18 protein-coding genes and 1 pseudogene are annotated in these 17,711 nt (G+C 69.9%); 6 read left to right on the plus strand and 13 right to left on the minus strand.

The window, feature by feature from the left end:
* The first annotated feature begins 165 nt into the window (after positions 1-165).
* Positions 166-312 carry a hypothetical protein gene (locus BST10_RS24270; protein ID WP_341350367.1) on the plus strand — a complete coding sequence of 49 codons (147 nt, stop codon included), beginning with the start codon at positions 166-168 and terminating at the stop codon, positions 310-312.
* 83 nt (positions 313-395) lie between these two features.
* Here BST10_RS24270 and BST10_RS07860 read toward each other — a convergent pair whose 3' ends face one another.
* The 9 genes from BST10_RS07860 to BST10_RS07900 all read right to left on the minus strand — a co-directional run bounded on the left by BST10_RS07860 (position 396) and on the right by BST10_RS07900 (position 9,415).
* A complete protein-coding gene (locus BST10_RS07860) occupies positions 396-2,129 on the minus strand; it encodes an amidohydrolase (protein ID WP_371869114.1) in 1,734 nt (577 codons plus the stop codon).
* Positions 2,130-2,241: 112 nt separating this feature from the next.
* Positions 2,242-3,054, minus strand: coding sequence for an MBL fold metallo-hydrolase (locus tag BST10_RS07865; RefSeq protein ID WP_083037350.1), 813 nt, complete (start codon positions 3,052-3,054; stop codon positions 2,242-2,244).
* Positions 3,055-3,064: 10 nt separating this feature from the next.
* Positions 3,065-3,406 (minus strand): metal-sulfur cluster assembly factor, encoded by a 342-nt coding sequence (locus tag BST10_RS07870; protein WP_083037351.1) that lies wholly within the window; start codon positions 3,404-3,406, stop codon positions 3,065-3,067.
* Positions 3,407-3,436: 30 nt separating this feature from the next.
* Positions 3,437-3,901, minus strand: coding sequence for a Fe-S cluster assembly sulfur transfer protein SufU (gene sufU, locus BST10_RS07875; RefSeq protein ID WP_083037352.1), 465 nt, complete (start codon positions 3,899-3,901; stop codon positions 3,437-3,439).
* Positions 3,902-3,905: 4 nt separating this feature from the next.
* Positions 3,906-5,183, minus strand: a complete 1,278-nt coding sequence (locus BST10_RS07880) for a cysteine desulfurase (RefSeq protein WP_083037353.1) — start codon at positions 5,181-5,183, stop codon at positions 3,906-3,908.
* Between the two features lie 2 nt (positions 5,184-5,185).
* Positions 5,186-5,980, minus strand: a complete 795-nt coding sequence (gene sufC / locus BST10_RS07885; RefSeq protein ID WP_083037354.1) for a Fe-S cluster assembly ATPase SufC — start codon at positions 5,978-5,980, stop codon at positions 5,186-5,188.
* Positions 5,981-6,004: 24 nt separating this feature from the next.
* Entirely contained in the window at positions 6,005-7,198 is a 1,194-nt protein-coding gene (gene sufD, locus BST10_RS07890) for a Fe-S cluster assembly protein SufD (protein WP_205277398.1), read from the minus strand.
* On the minus strand, positions 7,198-8,643 hold the full coding sequence (sufB, locus tag BST10_RS07895) for a Fe-S cluster assembly protein SufB (protein ID WP_083037355.1): 1,446 nt from the start codon (positions 8,641-8,643) through the stop codon (positions 7,198-7,200). Before sufB ends, sufD begins: the two co-directional genes overlap by 1 nt.
* Before the next feature lie 67 nt (positions 8,644-8,710).
* Positions 8,711-9,415 carry a helix-turn-helix transcriptional regulator gene (locus BST10_RS07900; protein WP_264079540.1) on the minus strand — a complete coding sequence of 235 codons (705 nt, stop codon included), beginning with the start codon at positions 9,413-9,415 and terminating at the stop codon, positions 8,711-8,713.
* Positions 9,416-9,682: 267 nt separating this feature from the next.
* On the opposite strand from BST10_RS07900, the gene mptB reads away from it, so the two are divergent.
* The 4 genes from mptB to BST10_RS07920 are packed head-to-tail and all read left to right on the plus strand — an operon-like array spanning position 9,683 to position 14,090.
* Positions 9,683-11,377: a polyprenol phosphomannose-dependent alpha 1,6 mannosyltransferase MptB gene (mptB, locus tag BST10_RS07905; RefSeq protein WP_083037357.1), complete on the plus strand. Its 1,695-nt coding sequence runs from the start codon at positions 9,683-9,685 to the stop codon at positions 11,375-11,377.
* On the plus strand, positions 11,374-12,312 hold the full coding sequence (locus tag BST10_RS07910) for an ABC transporter ATP-binding protein (RefSeq protein WP_109559447.1): 939 nt from the start codon (positions 11,374-11,376) through the stop codon (positions 12,310-12,312). The genes mptB and BST10_RS07910 overlap by 4 nt, the downstream gene beginning before the upstream one ends.
* Positions 12,309-13,097 carry an ABC transporter permease gene (locus BST10_RS07915; RefSeq protein ID WP_083037358.1) on the plus strand — a complete coding sequence of 263 codons (789 nt, stop codon included), beginning with the start codon at positions 12,309-12,311 and terminating at the stop codon, positions 13,095-13,097. Before BST10_RS07910 ends, BST10_RS07915 begins: the two co-directional genes overlap by 4 nt.
* A gap of 57 nt (positions 13,098-13,154) precedes the next feature.
* Complete coding sequence (locus BST10_RS07920) at positions 13,155-14,090, plus strand: COX15/CtaA family protein (protein ID WP_041319894.1); 936 nt, start codon at positions 13,155-13,157, stop codon at positions 14,088-14,090.
* Here the strand turns inward: BST10_RS07920 and BST10_RS07925 are convergent.
* On the minus strand, positions 14,046-14,741 hold the full coding sequence (locus BST10_RS07925; protein WP_083037359.1) for a hypothetical protein: 696 nt from the start codon (positions 14,739-14,741) through the stop codon (positions 14,046-14,048). The two genes, BST10_RS07920 and BST10_RS07925, sit on opposite strands and share 45 nt — an antisense overlap.
* A 31-nt stretch (positions 14,742-14,772) precedes the next feature.
* On the opposite strand from BST10_RS07925, the gene BST10_RS07930 reads away from it, so the two are divergent.
* On the plus strand, positions 14,773-15,759 hold the full coding sequence (locus BST10_RS07930; protein ID WP_083037476.1) for a quinone oxidoreductase family protein: 987 nt from the start codon (positions 14,773-14,775) through the stop codon (positions 15,757-15,759).
* A 24-nt stretch (positions 15,760-15,783) separates the two neighbouring features.
* On the opposite strand, the gene BST10_RS07935 is transcribed toward BST10_RS07930, so the two are convergent.
* From BST10_RS07935 to BST10_RS07940, 3 genes and pseudogenes are all read right to left on the minus strand, one after another.
* Positions 15,784-17,373 (minus strand): PPE family protein, encoded by a 1,590-nt coding sequence (locus BST10_RS07935; RefSeq protein WP_083037477.1) that lies wholly within the window; start codon positions 17,371-17,373, stop codon positions 15,784-15,786.
* Positions 17,374-17,437: 64 nt separating this feature from the next.
* Positions 17,438-17,524: a hypothetical protein gene (locus BST10_RS23750; protein WP_235673727.1), complete on the minus strand. Its 87-nt coding sequence runs from the start codon at positions 17,522-17,524 to the stop codon at positions 17,438-17,440.
* A 62-nt stretch (positions 17,525-17,586) separates the two neighbouring features.
* Positions 17,587-17,703, minus strand: a pseudogene (locus tag BST10_RS07940) (PPE domain-containing protein); the annotation flags it as partial.
* Between the last annotated feature and the right edge of the window lie 8 nt (positions 17,704-17,711).

The following is a 17,711-nucleotide window of genomic DNA, read 5'->3' on the forward strand; positions in this document are numbered from 1 at the left end:
TCTCACGGCATAGTGAAAACCACAGAGCCTCACGCGGAAACGCTGGCCCTACTTACACCACCCCACGGGGCGCGACCGGCGGGCTCCCGGGCAACCTGCCGCTCTTGGGCACGCGCGATCCATCTCACCTGGCCACACCTCGACGGTCTCGCCGTCCCGTCGACGATGACCGGGGGCCGAAACATCGTGTTATGGAACACCGCCAGGGACTCACTGCCCGGCTCCCCTGCTTTTTCCCGCGCGTTGGCCGACCCGCTGGTGTGGTCGATAGCGCAGGCCGCCGCCGAACGCATCGGCTACCAGATCCATTAAGACACTGGCCCAACCTTGTCGTGTATAGGCGGGCACAACGCCTCGTCGTTTCCCCGAGTTACGGAGGGCCGGGGCTACGCCCGCTACCCCAGCACCTTGCCGTAGGTCTGCCGGCCCATCAGATAGGTCGCCTCGACCGCCACGTCACGCAACTCGGTCGGCGGGACACGCCGTGGGTTCTGCGACAGCACCACCAGATCGGCGTACTTGCCGGCCTCCAGGCTGCCGATCTCGGTGTCCAGCCGCAGCTGCCAGGCGGCGTTCAGCGTCTGGGCCCGGATCGCGGCGTCGACACCGATGCGCTGCTCGGGGGCCAGCACCCGGCCGCTGCCCTTGGCGATCCGGTTCACCGCGGTGGCGATATTGCCGAGCGGGTCGGGCGGGGTGACGGTGCCGTCGTTGTGAAACGACAACCGCAGTCCGGCGTCCAGCGCGGACCGGGCCGACATCCAATGCGCTCCGTGATCGGGACCGAACAGCTTATCCACCAATACATCTCCCCAGAAATAGATGTGTTCGATGAACATGCTCGGGGTGACGCCCAGCTGCGCGGCCCGGGCGAACTGATCGGGTCGCATGGCACCGACGTGTTCGATCCGGGGACGCAGTGCCGGTGGCACGCGGGCCTGCTCGAAGGCGTCCAGCACGACGTCGATGGCGGCGTCGCCCTGCACGTGGCAGGACACCTGCCAGCGTTGGTCGATGAAGGCCGCCGTCAGCTGCTGGATCTGTTCGGGGCTGTAGTTCATGCCGCCGCGGTGGTCGCGGCCCAGCCCCATGCTCGCCGTCGTCGCGTTGGTCAGGTACGGGAACGTGGTGAAGATATTGCCCTGCCACGGTGACCCGTCGGCCCAGATCTTCATGCCGATCTTGTCGAACAGCACGTCGGCCCCGGCCCGCTTGCCCCGCCTGTTGTCAGAGTCGTCGGCAAGCTCAGGCGTACCGATCTCGTAGGCGCGGACCCGGATCGCGCAGTCGGCCTGCTGGGCGAGCTTGCCGAACACCTCGGACTGGCTACGCGCATCGTAGGAGTGCTCGGTGGCGGTCGCGATGCCCGCGCGGGCGAGCTGAGCGTACGCCCAGCGCAGGTTGTCGCCGGCGTTGGCCATGATCGCCCCGGAGAACGGCGCGGTGAGCGCCAACAGCGCCGCAGCCTCGCGCACCTCGCCGGTCAGCTGGCCGTCGGGTCCGCGCAGGTACCGGGCGCCGGGCGGGTTGGGCGTGGTCTTGGTGATGCCAGCCGCGGCGAACGCGGCGGTGTTGCCATAGCCGGCGTGACCGCTGTTGGTGATGATCACCACGGGGTTCTGCGGTGCCAGCCGGTCCAGCTCGGTGCGGGTGAACGACTGCAGCCCGGTCTGCAGCAGCGGGTCGACACCGTTGAGCAGGATCGGCTGGCCCTTCGGCGTGTCGGCCACGGCCTCGGTCAGCTTCGCGAACACGCCGCCGGCAGTCGAGACCGTGAACGGACGCACATCGATGGCCGGCGGGGCCAGCGTGGTGCCCATTTCGAACGGGTGACCGTGTGGCTCCACGAACGCCGGCAGCAACGCCCGCCCGCGCAGGTCCACCACGGTGGTCTCTGATCCCCGCAGCCGCAGCACCTCCTCGGCGGTGCCGACCATACTGATCCGGGCGCCGGTGACCGCCAGCGCTTCGACTTCGGGACGCCCGGGCGTCACGGTCACGACCGGGCCGCCGATGAAGATGGTGTCGGCCCCGGGTCCCCGGGATCCGCAGCCGGCCAGCCCGCCCACCGCCGTACCGGCCGCGGCGGCCGCCATGCCGACCATGAACCGTCGCCTGCTCGTCGTCACCCTGTCCGCTCTTCCCAGTCGCAGTCGACCGCCGCCAAAGGCCTTACGCGGTTCACGCGACGAGTATGGCAGCGACCATCACGCGCCCGCCCAGCCACCCGTGGCTCCGGCATCAGGTCAAATCGTCGTGATCGCCGCGCACCCAGGCGGCATGCCGGTCGGCGGAGAATCGGATCGCTGCCGCGCCGTCGGCGTCGATGACGTTGTCCAAGAGGCCGTATATCCGGTCGAATCGCAGCTCGGCCAAGGTGCCGGCCATCCGCTGCACAACGGCGGCCGACAGCGGGATCCGGTTCGGATAGCTTCGCAGGAAGGCCACCGTGCGCCGGTCCGGGTTCGGGAAGACGGTGTCGCCGACCAGCAGCACGCCACGGCCGTCGGCGCCGTCATCCCAGCAGGCCACCGCGCTGCCGGGAAAGTGGCCGCCCACCTGCACCACCGTCAGCCCGGCCGCCGGCTGCAACCGGTCCGACCAGTAGCGGATCACCGGATCGGGCCGCATCACCCATTGCGCGTCGGCGGCATTGACGTATACCGGCACCCCACCGAGGCGGTGGCTCCACTGCACCTGCGCGCCGAACATGTGCGGGTGACTCGCGACGATCGCGGCGACCGGGCCGTGCTCGGTCACCGCGGCCACCGCGGCATCGTCGAGGAAACCCGAGGGATCCCACAACACATTGCCGTCACAGGTGCACACCAGCTTGCCCAGTTGGCCGATGCCCAGCGGTGGCGTGCTGCCGATCGCGATCAGGCCGGGTTCGAGGACGGCGACGGTGGATCGAACCCCCTCGCCGGCCAGCTCCTCAAGCGTCGCCCACCGCTGACCGTCGGCCGGCACCCATTGCCGCTCGTCGGCGCAGATGGCACAGACCTCCGGCGTCGCGGCATGCTCGACACCGCAGGTCCGGCACAGCCAGAACACGTGGCAGTGCTCAGACGGTAAAGCCGACGGCGCGCATCATCTCGCGGCCCTCGTCGGTGATCTTGTCCGGACCCCAGGCCGGCTCCCAGACCCAGCTGAGGTCCAGCTTTTTCACCAGCCCCGCACCCACGGTCGCGTTCTCCACCTGCTCGGCGATCATGTCCTGCAGCGGGCAGGCCGGCGAGGTGAGCGTCATGGTCACCACCGCGGCGGCACCTTCCTCGTCCTGCCGGATCGACAAGTCATAGACCAGCCCCAGGTCCATGACGTTGATGCCGATCTCGGGGTCGATGACGTCGTGCATCGACTCTTCGACCTCGGCGAGTAGCTCGTCCGGTCCGGTTTCGCTCATTGCTTCATCTCCTGGATTGTCGCCACTGGCTCATGCCAGCGTGTTTTCTTCCATCTTGGCGAGCGCCTGCGCCAACGCGTCTTTGAACGCCATCCAGCCCAGCAGCGCGCACTTGACCCGCGCCGGGTACTTGGCCACCCCGGCGAAGGCGACGCCGTCGCCGAGCACTTCCTCGTCGCCGGCCACGGTCCCCCGCGACGAGATCATCTCGTGGAACGCGTCGAACTTCGTCAACGCTTGGGGCACAGTCAATCCGATCACCTCGGAGGCCAGCACCGAGGTGGCCGCCTGCGAGATCGAGCAGCCCTGGCCGTCATAGGAGACGTCGGCGATCCGCTCGCCGTCATCGGAGACCGCCACCCGCAAGGTCAATTCGTCGCCGCACGTCGGGTTGACGTGGTACACCTCGGCCCCGTACGGCTCCCGCAGCCCGCGGTGCTGCGGATGCTTGTAGTGATCGAGGATCACTTCCTGATAGAACTGCTCCAGACGCATCCGGTCACGCTCCGCCGAAGAATTTCACGGCCCGGCGGATTCCCGCCAGCAGGCGCTCGACCTCGTCGTGGGTGTTGTACACCGCAAACGACGCGCGGGCGGTGGCGGCCACATTGAACTTGCGGTGCAACGGCATTGCGCAGTGATGGCCCACCCGCACCGCGACACCGTCGTCGTCGAGCACCTGGCCGACGTCGTGCGCGTGCACCCCGTCGATCACGAAGGAGACCGGAGAACCGCGGTCCGTCATCGTCGTCGGCCCGATCACGCGTACCCCGTCGATACCGGCGAGGCCCTCGAGGGCGGCGGCCACCAACTCGTGCTCGTGGGCTTCCACCACGTCCATCCCGATGGCATCCAGGTAACGCGCGGCCGCGGCCAGGCCGACCACCTGCGAGGTCATCGGCGTGCCGGCCTCGAAACGTTGTGGCGGCGGCGCATAGCTGCTCGACGACATCGTCACGGTCTCGATCATCGATCCGCCGGTGAGGAACGGCGGCAGCGCCGTCAACAGCTCGCGCCGGCCGTAGAGCACGCCGATTCCGGTGGGGCCCAGCATCTTGTGACCGGAGAATGCGGCGAAATCGACGCCCAGCCCGTGCAGGTCGACCGGCTGGTGCGGCACCGACTGGCAGGCGTCCAACACAGTGACGGCGCCCACTGCGCGGGCTCGCGACACCAGCTCGGCGACCGGCGCCAGCGCGCCGGTCACATTCGAGTGATGAGTGAAGGCAACGACTTTGACTCGCTCATCGAGCTTGAGCGAATCCAGGTCGATCCGCCCGTCGGGCGTCACCTCGTACCACTGCAGCGTCGCCCCGGTGCGCCGGGCCAGTTCCTGCCACGGAATCAGGTTGGCGTGATGCTCCAGCTCGGTGGTGACGATGACGTCGCCCGGGCCGACGGCGGACTCGAACCGGTTGTCGCCGAGCGCATACGCCACCAGGTTCAGCGACTCGGTGGCGTTCTTGGTCAGCACCAGCTCGTCGGGGTCGGCGCCTACGAATTGCGCGATGGCCGATCGGCCGTCCTCGTAGGCGTCGGTGGCCTCCTCCATGAGCTGATGCGCCCCGCGGTGCACCGCGCCGTTGGAGTGCAGCAGAAACTCCCGCTCGGCATCGAGCACCGGCAGCGGACGCTGCGAGGTCGCGCCGGAATCGAGGTAGGCCAGCCGGCTTCCGCCACGCATGACGCGGCTCAGGATCGGGAAATCCGCCCGAATCGCAGCCAGGTCCGGCGCCGCCGGACGGCCGGGCGCCACCGTCGTGTCGGACACCGTCATCCTCAGGCTCCCGCCGCTCCCGCCGCCGCCGCATCGGAGAAGCGTTCGTAGCCCTTCTCCTCCAGCTCGTCGGCCAGCTCCGGACCGCCCGACTCCACGATGCGCCCACCGGAGAAGACGTGCACGAACTGCGGCTGGATGTAGCGCAGGATCCGGGTGTAGTGGGTGATCAGCAGGATGCCGCCGTTCTCGGTCTCCTGATAGCGCTGCACCCCTTCGCTGACCACCCGCAGGGCGTCGACGTCGAGGCCGGAGTCGGTCTCGTCGAGGATCGCGATCTTGGGCTTGAGCAGGCTCAGCTGCAGGATCTCGTGGCGCTTCTTCTCACCGCCGGAGAAGCCCTCGTTGACGTTGCGCTCGGCGAAGCCGGAATCGATACCGAGCTCGGTGAACGCCGCGCGCTGCTCCTTGATCCAGGCGCGCAGCTTCGGGGCCTCGCCGCGCACCGCGGTCACCGCCGTGCGCAGGAAGTTCGACATCGACACCCCGGGCACCTCGACCGGATACTGCATGGCCAGGAAAAGACCCGCGCGGGCCCGTTCATCAACAGTCATCTCCAGCACGTCCTGGCCGTCGAGGGTGATCGCCCCGGAGGTCACGGTGTACTTGGGGTGACCGGCGATCGCGTACGACAGGGTCGACTTGCCCGAGCCGTTCGGGCCCATCAAGGCATGTGTCTCACCGGAGTTCACCGTCAGGTCGACGCCGTGCAGGATCGGGATCGCCGCCGCGCCGTCGTCGCCGGCGCCGCCCGGCGACACGCTCACGTGCAGGTCCTTGATTTCCAGTGTGCTCATTGCTGTTTGGTGTCCTTTAAGTCGTTACTTGTTCTCGGTGATGGCGAGTTCGCGCTCGACGGCCTCGGTGAGGCGTTCTTGGACGGACGGAACCGGGATCTTGGAGATGATCTCGCCGAAGAAACCGCGCACGATCAGGCGCCGGGCCTGATCCTCGGGGATGCCACGCGACTGCAGATAGAACAGCTGCAGGTCATCGAACCGGCCGGTCGCGCTGGCGTGGCCGGCCTGCACGATCTCGCCGGTCTCGATCTCCAGGTTCGGGATCGAGTCCGCGCGAGCGCCGTCGGCCAGCACCAGGTTGCGGTTCACCTCGAAACTGTCTGTTCCCACACCGGTTGCCCGGATCAGCACATCTCCGACCCAAACGGTGCGGGCGTCCGGAAGAGACGAACCCGCCTCGCCCTGCAATGCGCCCTTGTAGAGCACATTGGAACGACAGTTGGGCTGGCTGTGGTCGACCAGCAGCCGTGATTCCAGGTGCTGACCGTCGTCGGCGAAGTACAGGCCGAGCAGCTCGGCGTCACCACCGGGGCCGTCGTAGCGGACCCGCCCGGTCAGCCGCACCAGTTCGCCGCCCAGCTGGATTGCGCTGTGACGCAACACCGCATCCTTGCCCAGCACCGCGTGGTGCATGGTGACGTGCACCAGGTCGGCATCCGGATCGACGATCCACACCACCGTCAGCTGCGCGGCGTCGCCGACAACGATTTCGACGTTGTCAGCGTAGCTTCCGCTGCCCCGCACGTCGATCACGACCGTGGCCCGCGACAGTTCCTCGGCGCGCAGCTGCAGATGGCCGTAGGCCGTCGACCCCTCACCGGGACCGGTGATGGTGATCGTGATCGGCTCCTCGACGACGGCTTCCTTGGGAACGGTGAGGACCGTCGCCTCCTGGAACGCCGAGAAGGCCTGGGCGGCAACACGATCAGCGGGGACACCCGCGGCACCGAGCCGGTCGTCGCCGCGCGCGACGGTCTCGACGCGCACCGCCGCGTCCGCGGTGACGGCGATGGCCGCCGATGCGTCGGCCACCGCCGAACCGTCGTGCAGGCCGCGCAGCCGGCGCAGCGGGGTGAACCGCCAGATCTCGTCGCGGCCGTGCGGCACCTCAAAGGCGTCCACGTCGAACGAGGTGAACTGCTCCCCTTTGTTGATGCCTTCGGCGGCCTCGGTCAGGTTGGTCGGCGAGGCCGGCCGCAGGTCAGTCGAAGCCACTAGCCCACCGAGCCTTCCATCTGCAGCTGGATCAGCTTGTTGAGTTCCAGCGCGTATTCCATCGGCAGTTCCTTGGCGATCGGCTCGACGAAGCCGCGCACCACCATCGCCATCGCCTCGTCCTCGGTCAGGCCGCGGCTCATCAGGTAGAACAACTGGTTCTCACTGACCTTCGACACGGTGGCCTCGTGGCCCACGGTGACGTCGTCCTCGCGGATGTCGACGTAGGGGTAGGTGTCGCTGCGGCTGACGTCGTCGACCAGCAGCGCGTCGCATTTCACGCTCGACTTCGCCCCCTGAGCGCCCTTGTGGATCTCCACCAGGCCCCGGTAGGAGGATCGGCCGCCGCTGCGCGCCACCGACTTGGAGACGATGTTGGACGAGGTGTGGGGTGCCAGGTGCAGCATCTTGGCGCCGGTGTCCTGGTGCTGGTCCTCACCGGCGAACGCCACCGAGAGCACCTCGCCCTTGGCGTGCTCACCGGTCATCCACACCGCCGGGTACTTCATGGTGACCTTGGAGCCGATGTTGCCGTCGACCCACTCCATGGTGGCGCCCTCTTCGGCCCGCGCCCGCTTGGTGACCAGGTTGTAGACGTTGACCGACCAGTTCTGGATGGTGGTGTAGCGGCATCGGCCGCGCGGCTTGACGATGATCTCCACCACCGCCGAGTGCAGCGAGTCACTCGAGTACACCGGGGCGGTGCAGCCCTCGATGTAGTGCACGTAGGCGTCCTCGTCGACGATGATCAGGGTGCGCTCGAACTGGCCCATGTTCTCGGTGTTGATCCGGAAGTAGGCCTGCAGCGGGATGTCGACGTGCACACCCTTCGGCACGTAGATGAACGAGCCGCCGCTCCACACCGCGGTGTTCAGCGCCGAGAACTTGTTGTCGCCGGCCGGGATGACGGTGGCGAAGTACTCCCGGAACAGCTCCTCGTGCTCCCGCAGCGCGGTGTCGGTGTCCAGGAAGACCACGCCCTGGGCCTCCAGGTCCTCGCGGATCTTGTGGTAGACCACCTCGGATTCGTACTGGGCCGCGACCCCGCCGATGTAGCGCTGCTTCTCGGCCTCCGGGATGCCCAGCCGGTCGTAGGTGTTGCGGATGTCCTCGGGCAGGTCATCCCAGGTCTGGGCCTGCTTCTCGGTGGACCGGACGAAGTACTTGATGTTGTCGAAGTCGATGCCGGACAGATCCGAGCCCCAGTTGGGCATCGGCTTCTTCATGAATGTGCGGTAGGCGCGCAACCGGGCCTCGAGCATCCACTCCGGCTCGTTCTTCTTCGCCGAGATGTCGCGGACCACATCCTCGGACAGGCCACGCTGCGCGGCGGCACCGGCGGCATCGGTGTCGGCCCAACCGTATTCGTACCGGCCCAGCGACGCGATCGTCTCTTCCTGGGTGGGCTCGGCCGCTGCTGCGGTGGCCTCCGGTGTGAGTGTCATGGTGACGCCCCTTCAGTGCTCGTGATGGCTTCGGCGCAGGCTCCGCGCCGAAGGTCGATCGGTGCTGTTATTGCTTTTTTGCGGCGGTGCCGGCCCGGCCGGCTTTGGTGGTTTTGCCGACCCTGGCGGACTTGGCGCTCTTGATGGTCAGGGGTACGTGGGTGGTGCAGACGTACCCGCCGTCGGCGATGGTCGCCAACCGCTGCACGTGGGTGCCCAGCACCTCGGCCATCGCCTGCCGCTCGGCGCGGCATAGCTCCGGGAACTCTTTGGCGACGTTGGCCACCGGGCAATGATGCTGCAGGATCTGCACCCCCGGGACACCGCCGTCCACCCGCGCGGTGCTGGCGGCGTAGCCGGCCTCGGTCAGCGCCGCGGCGATGCGTTCGGCGGTCGCCTCGAGATCCCCGTCGGTGGCGGAGTCGCCCTCGGCGGCCACGGCCGCGACCTCGGACAGAATGCTGTCGATGCGCTGCCGGGCGAAGGCCACCACCGCATCCTCGCCGCCGATCTCGCGCAGCTGACGCATCGCCGCCACGGCGAGGTCGTCATAGCGGTGCCCGAGCTTGCCCCGGCCGGCGTCGGTGAGCTGGTACCGCTTGGCCGGCCTGCCGCGACCCACCTGCTGCCAGGCCGCCGGCGCATGCGCCTCGGCGTCGCCCAGCTCGATCAGCGCGTCGAGGTGGCGCCGCACGCCGGCTGCCGACAAGCCCAGCCGAGCGCCGATGTCACCGGCGGTGATCGAACCGGACTCCATCAGCAGGCGCACCACCGCCTGGCGGGTGCGGCCCTCGGACGAATCATGGCTGCCGGCGAACTCGGCGGCCGGTTGAGGCGCAGCCGAAACCGCACCGCCGGGGCGCTGCCCGGCGGTTTGGGATGCGGCGTTGGCCTCAGCCTTGAATTTCACAACACCAGTGTGACGCAATTCGGCGGCCAGGTCCAGAAAGGGTTACCTCAGTTCGGCACGAATCGATGGTAACGCTGGTCACAGCGCGCTCCTGCCGGTCGCCGCACCGTGGGCCGTTACGCTGCTGGGATGGCAGCCCGCCGGCACTCGCTGAGCAGCTCGATCGCCCACCTGCACGGCGACGAGCGCACCGTCGGCGCCCCCCTCAACGCTGCCGAACTCGTCGCGCTGCGGCGCACCCGGCTGTTCGGGGCCACCGGCACGGTGTTGATGGGCATCGGTGCGCTCGGGGCGGGCGCCCGGCCGGTGGTCCAGGACCCGACCTTCGGGGTACGGCTGCTGAACCTGCCTTCACGGCTGCAGACGGTGGCGCTGACCATGACCACCACCGGCGCGGTGATGATGGCCCTGGCCTGGCTGATGCTGGGCCGCTTCGCGCTGTCCTCGGGCGGGCCGGGCCGCCGGATGTCCCGCAGCCAACTCGACCGCACGCTGTTGCTGTGGATGCTGCCGTTGCTGGTCGCGCCGCCGATGTACAGCAAGGACGTCTACTCCTACCTGGCGCAGAGCCAGATCTCCCGGCTGGGGCTGGACCCCTACCGGGTGGGCCCGGCGCCGGCCCTCGGCCTGGACCACGTGTTCACCCTGTCGGTGCCGAGCCTGTGGCGCGAGACACCGGCCCCCTATGGCCCACTCTTCTTGTGGATCGGCCGGGGAATATCGGCGCTGACCGGCGAGAACATCGTCACCGCGGTGCTGTGCCACCGGGTGGTGGTGCTGGCCGGCGTGGGGCTGATCGTGTGGGCGGTGCCGCGGCTGGCGGCACGGTGCGGGGTGGCCGAGGTCAGCGCCCTGTGGCTGGGTGCGGCCAACCCGCTGCTGTTGATGCACCTGGTCGCCGGTATCCACAATGAGGCGCTGATGCTCGGCCTGATGCTGACCGGCACCGAGTTCGCGCTGCGCGGGATCACCGCGGCCAAACCGCTGCTGCCGAGCCGGTGGCGCCAGCCGCAGGACTGGGCGCCGTTGGCCGAACTGCTCACCGGGGCGGTCCTGATCGCGATGTCGTCGCAGGTCAAGCTGCCGTCGCTGCTGGCGCTCGGATTCGTGGCGATGGCCCTGGGCTGGCGCTGGGGCGGCGACCTGCGGGCATTCCTGCTCGCCGGCGTCGGCACCGGTGCCCTGGCGGCGGCCGTGATGGGGCTGATCGGCTGGGCCAGCGGGCTGGGCTTCGGCTGGGTCCACACTCTGGGCACCGCCAACGTGGTCCGCAGCTGGATGTCGCCGCCGACCCTGATCGCCCTCGGCACCGGCCAGGTCGGGACCCTGCTGGGCCTGGGCGATCACACCACCGCCGTGTTGTCGCTGACCCGTGGCATCGGCGTGCTGATCATCGCGGTCATGGTCATCTGGCTGCTGCTGGTGGTCTTCCAGGGCCGGCTGCATCCGGTCGGCGGGCTCGGCGTCGCACTCGGCATCACAGTGCTGCTGTTCCCGGTGGTGCAGCCCTGGTACCTGCTGTGGGCGATCATCCCGCTCGCCGCCTGGGCGACCCGGCCGAGCTTCCGGATCGCGGTGATCGCGGTGACGCTGGTGGTCGGCATCTTCGGCCCAACCGCCAACGGTGATCGTTTCGCGCTGTTCCAGATCGTGGACGCCACGCTGGCCAGCGCCGTGGTGGTGCTGGCGTTGTTCCTGCTGACCTACCGGCACCTGCCGTGGCGGGAGTTGCCCGCCGAGGGCGGCCGACCCGATGGTGAGCCGCTGGCGGGGCCGACCCCGCGGTCCGCCCCCGTCGCCGACGCTTACGCTGATTCTCCGTGAGCTCAGCTGTGGCGGTGCGGTTGCGCGGCGTGCGTAAGCGCTACGGGGCCGGTCCGACGGCGACCGAGGCGGTCGCCGGCCTCGATCTGGAGGTCCACACCGCCGAAGTGTTCGCGCTGCTGGGCCCGAACGGCGCCGGCAAGACCACGACGGTCGAGATGTGCGAGGGCTTCGTGCGCCCCGACGCCGGCACCATCGAGGTCCTGGGGCTGGACCCGATCGCCGACAACGACCGGCTGCGCGAACGCATCGGGGTGATGCTGCAGGGCGGCGGCGGCTACCCCGCGGCGCGCGCCGGCGAGATGCTCCAGCTGGTGGCGTCGTACTCGGCCAACCCGCTGGACCCGCAGTGGCTGCTGGAGACCCTGGGTCTCACCGACGCGGCCCGCACCACCTACCGCAGGCTCTCGGGCGGGCAGCAACAGCGGCTCGCGCTGGCCTGCGCGCTGGTCGGTCGCCCGGAGTTGGTGTTTCTCGACGAGCCGACCGCCGGCATGGACGCCCATGCGCGGCTGCTGGTGTGGGAACTGATCGACGCGCTGCGCCGCGACGGCGTGACCGTGGTGCTGACCACGCACCACCTGCGGGAGGCCGAGGAACTGGCCGACCGGCTGCTGATCATCGACCACGGCAAGGTGGTCGCCGCCGGCACGCCGGCAGAGTTGACCCGCAGCGGCGCCCAGGGCCAGGTGCGGTTCACCGCCCCTCCCCGACTGGACTTGTCGTTGCTGCTCACCGCGTTGCCCGAGGACTATCGGGCCAGCGAGCCGCAACCCGGCGAGTACCTCGTCGAGGGGGCAGTCGACCCGCAGGTGCTGGCGACCGTGACCGCATGGTGCGCCCGCCTGGGTGTGCTGGCCACCCAGCTGCGGGTGGAGCAGCGCAGCCTGGAGGATGTGTTCTTGGAGCTGACCGGACGGGAGCTGCGCCCATGAGTGACCAGCCGGTCTTCCCGCCGGGCACCTTCACGCCCGACCCGCGCCCGGCCGGCGTGCCCGCGATGCTGGCCGCGCAGTACCGGCTCGAGCTGACCCTGCTGCTGCGCAACGGCGAACAGCTGCTGTTGACGATGTTCATCCCGATCACGCTGCTGATCGGGCTGACGGTGTTGCCGCTGGGCCCGTTCGGCGAGGGTCATGCCGAGCGCGCCACCACCGTGCTGCCGGTGATCATGTCGCTGGCGGTGATCGCCACCGCCTTCACCGGCCAGGCGATCGCGGTGGCATTCGACCGCCGTTACGGCGCGCTGAAACGCCTGGGCGCCACCGCACTGCCGGTATGGGGAGTCATCACCGGCAAGTCGCTGTCGGTGGCGACGGTGGTGCTGTTGCAGTCGGTGCTGCTCGGGTTGATCGGCATCGCCCTGGGCTGGCGGCCGACACCGCTCGGGCTGGCGCTGGGCGCGGTCGTCATCGCGCTGGGCACGGCGTGCTTCGCGGCGTTGGGGCTGCTGCTCGGCGGCAGCCTACGAGCCGAGATCGTACTGGCCGTCGCCAACCTGATGTGGTTCGTGTTCGGCGGGTTCTCGGCGCTGACGGTGGAAACCGAGCTGGTGCCCGGCGCGGTCCGCTGGCTGGCCCGGCTGACGCCGTCGGGGGCGCTCACCGAGGCGCTGGCGCAGGCCCTGGCGGTCTCCTTCGACTGGTTCGGAGTCGCGGTGGTGGTGGCGTGGGGGCTGCTGGCCGGCCTCGGCGCGGTGCGCTGGTTCCGGTTCAGCTGACCTACTACGGTACGTAGTTACCGATCCTCTACGATCAGGCCCGTGGCACGCTTCCTGATGCGCCTGGTGGATCTGCTGCCCGATCCCAGTCTGCGCACCCAGCGGCTGCTGGCCGCCGCCGTCGTCTTCACCCAGGGCTTCATCTCGGTCAGCGGAGCCATCGTCCGCGTCACCGCGTCCGGGCTGGGCTGCCCGACCTGGCCGCAGTGTTTCCCGGGCAGCTACGTCCCGGTCGCGGTCTCGGAGGTGCCGCGAATCCATCAGGCCATCGAGTTCGGCAACCGGATGGTGACCTTCGCGGTGGTCATCACCTCGGCGCTGGCGGTGCTGGCGGTGATCCGGGCGCGGCGGCGCCGGGAGGTGCTGGTCTACGCCTGGCTGATGCCGGCCTCCACGGTGCTGCAGGCGATCATCGGCGGCATCACGGTGCGCACCGGGCTGGCCTGGTGGACGGTGGCGGTGCACCTGCTGGTCTCGATGCTGATGGTCTGGCTGGCGGTGCTGTTGTACGTCAAGGTCGGTGAGCCCGACGGCGAGACCGTCGTGGTACGCCACCGGGTCCCCGTCCCGTTGCGGCGGCTGACCGCGCTGTGCGCCGTCATGCTGGCCGCGGTACTGGTCACCGGAACCCTGGTGACCGCCGCCGGGCCGCACGCCGGCGACAAGAGCACCACCCGCACGGTCGCTCGGCTCAAGGTCGAGGTGGTCACGCTGGCGCACCTGCACGAGTCGCTGCTGATCGGCTTCCTCGGACTGCTGGTGGGGCTGGCGTTCGGGCTGGCTGCGGTACGAGCGGCCAAACCGGTGACCAACCGGCTTGCCTGGTTGACCGCGCTGACCCTGGCGCAGGGGCTGATCGGGGTCGTTCAATACTTCACCGGGGTGCCCGCGGTGCTGGTCACCATCCACGTGGCGGGCGCCGTGCTGGTCACCGGCGCGACCGCGGCGCTATGGGCGTCGCTGCGCGAGCGGGCCCAACCCGAGCCGGTCTAGCGCCGAGGTGACCTCCCGCGCGAATCGGCGCTGCGCGCGGTCACAGTCGTCAGCGCCGAGTTCACCCCAGCCCAGGTCCGGCGCAACCAGATCCAGGCCGACCAGGCGCGTGTCGGCCCCGGCTCCGGTCACCTCGGCGCGCGCGTAGAGCAACTCCTCGATCCGGATGCTCAAACGCTCGGCGGCAGCGCGCAGCGCGGCGCGGCCGAGGTCCCACAACTCGAAGTCCGGGTCGGCACCCGCGGCGCCGAACGCATGCGACCGGCCGGCGCCGAAGAACACCAGCGCCGTGCGCGCCGTAGCCGCGCCGGGCGCCGTGGGCACCCCGTCACACTGCAAATCGGCCAGATAGCGGGGATCGGCGTTCCAGGCCACCACCTCCGGGGCGTTCAACAGGTTGCGCACCCGCTTGGTCCACGCCGTGAATTCGGCGCGCCGGTCCGGCTCCCCGCCCGCCGACCGCAGAATCACCAAGTCGGCCTCGAGGGTTTCCGGGTCGTCCCAGGGCAACCGGCGGGCGTGCAGGCCGCGGTGTCGCAGCGCATGCACCAGGCCGGCGTCATCACCGGGGTCAGAATCGTCGTCGTCGCGCCGCGGATCGCCCGCCAACACGATGCGCGGGTGGAAGATATCGGGCCGGGCCAGCTTCATGCAGACTCCACAGTCGGAGATGATAGTCACCATGCACGCCGTGGAAATCGCCGCGACCGGCGGCCCCGAGGTCTTGGAACTGGTCGACAGGCCGCAACCCTCCCCCGCCGCCGGGGAGGTGGTGATCCGGTCCGAGGCCATCGGGGTCAACTACATCGACACCTATTTCCGCTCCGGGATATACCCGGCGGAGTTGCCGTTCGTGCTCGGCAATGAGGCCGCCGGCGTCGTGGCCGAGACCGGCGCGGGCGTGTCGACGCTGAGCGGGGGTGACCGCGTGGTGACGGCGGCCGCGACCGGCGGGTACGCGCAGTACTGCGCGGCGCCGGCAGCGCTGGTGGCGCCCATCCCGGCCGGCGTCGACTCCGACGTGGCGGCGGCCGTACTGCTCAAGGGCCTGACGGCGCATTACCTGATCAAATCGGTCTATCCGGTGCGGCCCGGCGACACCGTGCTGCTGCACGCCGGCGCCGGCGGGGTCGGGCTGATCCTGACCCAGTGGGCCACTGCCCTGGGCGCCCGGGTGATCACCACCGTGTCGACGCCGGCGAAAGCCGACTTGTCCCGAGCGGCCGGCGCCGCCGAGGTCCTGGACTACCCCGGCTCGGACGACACGGCCGCCGCCGCTTTCGGCGCCCGCATCCGGGAGTTGACCGACGGCGCCGGGGTCGCCGCGGTGTACGACGGCGTGGGCGCGGCGACGTTCGACGCGAGCCTGGCCAGTCTGGCCGTCCGGGGCACGCTGGCGCTGTTCGGCGCGGCCAGCGGACCGGTTGCCCCGGTGGATCCGCAGCGGCTCAACGCCGCCGGTTCGGTGTACCTGACCCGGCCGAACCTCGCTCACTTCACCCGCAGCGAGCAGGAATTCTCCTGGCGCACAGGCGAATTGTTCGACGCGATCACGGCAGGATCGATCGAGGTGACGGTCAGCCGGCGCTACCCGCTGGCTGAGGCCGCCGACGCGCACCGGGATCTTCAGGCCCGCAAGACCACCGGTTCGATCGTGTTGATCCCCTAACGACGAACCCCGCGGTCCGCGCGCTCAGCCGGCCCGCCAGCTCTCCGGCAGCAGCGGCAGCCGCGGCCCCTCGGCGAATTCGGCCCCGCCCAACCGCGCCAACCCCGCGGCACAGGCGGCGTCGTCGCGCACCGCGCCGGCGCGGCCCAGTTCACCGGCGCCGTGATCGGACACCGCGTCCGGCCCCCACTCCGGCTCCACGCCGACGGTCGGCGCCATCGCGGCATCTTCGTGGCCGGCCCGGGTCTTGCGCCGGCGGCGCCGGGCCGCCCGTCGGGAATCCGCGACTGCCACGGCCGCTGCGGCTTCCGGGGTGGGCGTCTTCTTCTTGGCGCCCGCCGCGGCCCCGGTTCGGGCGCCGAGCCCCGACCCGAAATCGATTCCCGGGCCGCCGCCGATCAGGTAGGGAAACGCAAACGAGCTGGCCGGTGCCGGCGCGGGGGGCGGCGGTGCCGCAGCGGCCGGTGCGGCGCCGGCGGTGGCGGGGGCCGGCGGTGGCGGCGCGGGCGGCGGCGGCGCGACCGGGACGGCCGGGCCGACCACGGTCGCCTCGACGGTGATCACCGGGGACAACGGCGTGGCGGGAACGCCGACCGGTGACGCCGGCGCACCCAATCCGGCCAGGCCGGCCAGCCCGCCCAGCGATCCGACAGGCGCCACCACCGCGCCGGCGGCGGCCGCCACCATCGCCGGCGACTGGCTGATCGCGGTGGCCAATTGGGCGATGTGGGTCGGCCAGTCGAACAGGGCCAGGGCCGCGAGATATTGCAGCGCCGGGATGATCCGGGTCGGGTCCTGCGCCATGTAGGTGAAGTCCTCGAACAGTTCCAGGGTCCGCGCGAGGTACCAGATCGGTTGGGCGGCATTGGAATAGTAGTCGTAGGCATAACCATTGAGGGTGCCGGCGGCCGGGTCCCAATGGATCCCGAGGTTCTGCAGGAAATGCGAGACGGCGGTGGTGAAGGCGTTGGAGATCATCGGGTCATGGGCGGTGACACCGTCTTGTATCCCCAGGCTTTTCAGGATCGGCTCGAGGACATCGAGCAGCCCCTGCAACGGGTTCTGCCACTGCGGCTGCTCGGAGCTGGCGGCAGCTCGCTGAATCTGCGGCGCCACCGCGGTGTGCGGCGCGGCGGCTACCGCCGAACCCGCCACCGCCTGGTAGGTCGACATCGTGGTGGCGGCCTGCACCCACATCCGGAGGTAGTCGGCTTCGTTGACCGCGATCGGAATGGTGTTGATGCCGAAGAAGTTGGTCGCCACCAGCACGCCGTGCACCGCGTGATTGGCGGCCAGCTCCGGAAGCGTCGGCATGGCCGCCAACGCAGCGTTGTAGGCCGCCGCCGCGGTCTGGCACTGCGCGGCGGCCGCCGCACTGTCCGCGGCGGCGTGGCTCAGCCAGGCCAGGTACGGCGCGTGGGCGCCCAGATAGGAGTCCGCGGCGGGCCCCTGCCACGCCCCGGCTTCGACGGTGGCCAGCACCGCGGTCAATTCCTCGGCGACCGCCGTGTACTCGGCGCTCAACGACGACCACGCCGCCGCCGCCGCCAACAACGGCCCCGCTCCCGGCCCGGCGCTCAACAACGCCGAATGCACCTCCGGCGGCGACGCCATCCATACCCCTGGCACAACCACCGAGTTTACTGCATGGGAACTTTGTTTTTCGGGTACCCGAACTTTAAGGCTTGTCGCCGTCGGCGTCCCAGCTGCCCGGCACCATCGGCTGCCGCGGCCCGTTGCCGAACGCACCGTCCAACCGGGCCATCCCCGCCGCGGTGGATCGCCCGTTGGCCGCGTTGCCGGCGAAACCCAGCGTTCCGGCGCGCCCATGGCCGACCAGGCCGCGGCCGCCGCCAACAGTGGGCCGGGTCCCGCTCCGGTGCTCAACAGCGCCGAGTGCACCTCCGGGGGAGATGCCATCCAGACCGGCGCCGGCGCGGTCATCGCGGGGC

It is taken from the genome of Mycolicibacter algericus DSM 45454 (genome assembly GCF_002086455.1).
In the GTDB taxonomy this organism is placed as follows: Bacteria; Actinomycetota; Actinomycetes; order Mycobacteriales; family Mycobacteriaceae; genus Mycobacterium; species Mycobacterium algericum.